At 70.8% G+C, this 2,952-nt stretch carries 3 protein-coding genes; all 3 read right to left on the reverse strand.

Features of this window, described 5'->3' with window-relative positions:
• Positions 1-42: 42 nt before the first annotated feature.
• The gene (locus tag ABZ854_RS37145; RefSeq protein ID WP_129308103.1) at positions 43-231 is read right to left on the reverse strand and encodes a helix-turn-helix domain-containing protein; all 189 of its coding nucleotides are present in this window, start codon (positions 229-231) and stop codon (positions 43-45) included.
• Between the two features lie 163 nt (positions 232-394).
• Complete coding sequence (locus ABZ854_RS37150) at positions 395-1,624, reverse strand: DUF3631 domain-containing protein (protein ID WP_361220456.1); 1,230 nt, start codon at positions 1,622-1,624, stop codon at positions 395-397.
• 349 nt (positions 1,625-1,973) lie between these two features.
• Positions 1,974-2,864 carry a bifunctional DNA primase/polymerase gene (locus ABZ854_RS37155; protein WP_361220459.1) on the reverse strand — a complete coding sequence of 297 codons (891 nt, stop codon included), beginning with the start codon at positions 2,862-2,864 and terminating at the stop codon, positions 1,974-1,976.
• Positions 2,865-2,952 lie beyond the last annotated feature (88 nt).

Here is a 2,952-nt window from a genome sequence, read left to right on the forward strand (position 1 = left end):
AGGGGTCCGCGCTGAGCGCGGACCCCTCTGACGTGATCGGATTTATGCGGCGGTTTGCTCGCACCGCTTCCACCAGGCGTCCAGGTCGCTGCGGCGGCAGCGAAGCTGTCCGTTGGGGAGCTTGATCAGGCGGGGAGCCTGGCCGCGTGCGCGCATGCGGTAGAAGGCGGCGCGGCTCATCTCGATCTCTTCGAGGACTTCGGGGAGCTTGAGCATCTTGGTACCGGCCAAGGCGGTGACTCCTTTGGTCTTCTTCCCTCTGAGGAATCCGCCACGTCCGCCACGCCGCCACACCGCAGGTCAGAGCCTTGATCGTGTGGCGGATAGCGGTTTTGTGGCGGATAGGTGCCGCCACACCCGGTCTGGTGTGGCGGCGGGGTGAATGCCGGGTGGGTCAGCCGGCGAGGGTGGGTTGCGTGGCGGTTTCCTTGGTCGCGTGGCGGATGATCGTGGCGGTATCCGCCACGGATTCACCCCCGCTGACCTGCGCTGTGGCGGACGTGGCGGACGTGGCGGATTCTCCGGGGGAGGGAGGGCAGTACCGCGTCCAGGCGTCGTTGAGGTCTTCCGCGTAGTAGCCCTTGGGGAACCCGGAGGGGGTGCGGATGCCGCGCGGCTTGATCGGCTTGTTGTTCGGAGTGACGTACTGGCCGAGCATCCGGGCGAGGGTCCGGGAGTTGATCGGCTTGTCGTCCAGGTCGCCCCATGGCGCGTCGTCCATGGCGAGCAGGCATTCGAGGATCGCGGCGGTGGGCATGCGGTCCTCGCCGCAGAACACCTTGTCGCGCAGGTCGGTCAGCAGCCGGACTCCGAGGGATGCTTCATCGTTGTCGTGGGCGGCACTGATGAGTTCGAGGCAGGCGGCACGGGCCCGCGTGGGCCAGTGGCCGCCAGCCGCGTCGGCGACGGCGAGCAGGGGTTCCCATACGTCCGCCGGCCGGTCGGTGACGCCCTCGGGCATCTCGGGCCAGGCACTCGCGACCTGGTCGCGGACGACGTCAGCCCACTTGGCGAGCCGGTCACGCACGGCGTGCCCCTGGCCCTCGTGCTTGCGCTGGCGGTACGGCTCCGCCTTCTCGTTCGGGGCGCGCTTCCGCATGCGGATGATGACGGAGCGGGTCAGAACCGTGTCAGGCAGGGAACCGAGCCCCGCCATGGCCACGGCACAGTAGGAGTTGAAGATCTGCGCGTTCTGGTTGGAGCCCTCACCCACGCACCGCAGCGCGCCGGCCGTGCGTCGGTACCCGGCGTTCAGGAAGCCGCGCAGGGCCTCATCGGTACCTGCCTTGGGGCCGAAGATGGTGTCCACCTCATCGAACAGCACCGTCGGGAGTCCGGCGGCGGAGTCGACCAGCCGGTACAGGGCGTTCGCGGACGCGGACACCGTGGTGACCGGGCGGGGGGTGAGGAGTTCCACGATCTCCAGCGCCCGGGACTTGCCCGATCCCGGCTCCGGGGACAGGAACGCGATCCGGGGGGTGGTCTCGAAGCACTCGATCAGGTGCGCGTGCGCGTCCCACAGCGTCACGGCGACGTAGGCCGCTTCGGTGGGGAAGACGTTGAAGCGCCGGTGGAAGACTTCCACCTCGTTGAGCAGTGCGGCTCCGTCGATGGTGGGGGTCATGCGGCGGCCCTTCCTTCCTGGGGGTTACGCAGCGGGCAGGCGGTTCGGTGAGCGGAGTGCGCCGCGATCAGAGCGGCCACGCGACCGTGACCGACGGCGCTTCGGTCCCAGCCGCACGCGCACGTCGAGGTGGCGGCAGGCGTCGCGCCGCGCGGCGCGTTGACGTGCAACCACGCGACGGCGAACCGTCCGTCTCCCTCGTTCGGGTCAGAGCGAAGTGCAGTTCGGACGCCCTGACGGGCGGCGACCTTCGGCCCGCCCACGGCCGGCACGGGTGCGACGGGTTCGGCGTCGTGGCGGTGGGCGGGTCGCAGGGGTTGGCCTTCCAAGCGGGGGGTTGCGGGGGCGGTCATGCCGCCTGCCGGGGCCGGGCTTTGCGGATGGAGCTGTCCAGGGCGCTGCGGACGGTCGTGCGGCACTCGGCGGCGGTGAGTCCGGCCGCCTCGCCGATCCCTTGGAAGGCCTCCTCTGCCACGTGCCGGGGGAGGTCGCCCCATGCGACGAACCGCCCCACCTTGAACGCGCTCCGGTTCAGCGTCGTGTTCCGCTCGCCGTCCGGCGCTGTGGCCACGACCGCGCACTCAGCGGCCAGTGCGGCCAGTGCCGCGCGGCTGCCGTCGACCGCAGGCAGCCGCAAAGGGGCCGCAGGGCGGGCGGGGGCGGGTTGCAGGATGGTTTGCAGCCACGACGGCAGAGGGACGGCCACAGAGCCGCACAGCGCCTCATACCGTCCGGCGGGGGTGGTGCTGCCGGCGGCGACCACGTATCCGCCCCATGCTCGGGTGTCGACCGAGTCGGCCACGGTCCCGGCCGTGTTGCCCAGCCTCAGGCCGGTGGGGGCGGTGAAGTACAGGTGGGTTCCACCGCTCGCGGTCCGCACCCGGTAGGTGTCGGGGACGGCATGGCCGGCGCGCTCGCAGAGCGCTGCAAAGGATGCCGCGCCGTCAGGCGCGTCCGAACTGCCCTTGTGCTCTGGCGTGTCCAGGTCGACCACGACCAGCCCAGAGGGGCCGGTAGCGATACCGACGTTGAACGGCGCATGCGACCACGCGACGCGGATGCGGTCGGGGTCGAGGGTGGCGCGCTGCTCCCACTTCACATGCCCGTTCGCGCACTCGCCGCTGCCGGTGCACGTCTTCTCGCCGTGCAGGGCGGGCGGCTTGCTGCCGGGGCGGAGGGGGAAGACGTGCCAGCCGCGTTCGGCGGCGTCCAGGGCGGCCCGCATCAGTTCCTCGCTCATGCCGCCCTACCTTCTTGAGTGCGTCCCGTGAGTTCGCGACTCTGGGACAGCGCGGGTGGGGCAGGGATGGTTTTCATGCTGGCTGCCC

It is taken from the genome of Streptomyces sp. NPDC047028 (genome assembly GCF_040644095.1).
GTDB lineage: Bacteria > Actinomycetota > Actinomycetes > Streptomycetales > Streptomycetaceae > Streptomyces.

Excerpts from the sequence above, each read along its gene's own strand:
- ABZ854_RS37150 (WP_361220456.1), bottom strand. The coding sequence starts at position 1,624 with ATGACCCCCACCATCGACGGAGCCGCACTGCTCAACGAGGTGGAAGTC.
- ABZ854_RS37155 (WP_361220459.1), bottom strand. The coding sequence starts at position 2,864 with ATGAGCGAGGAACTGATGCGGGCCGCCCTGGACGCCGCCGAACGCGGC.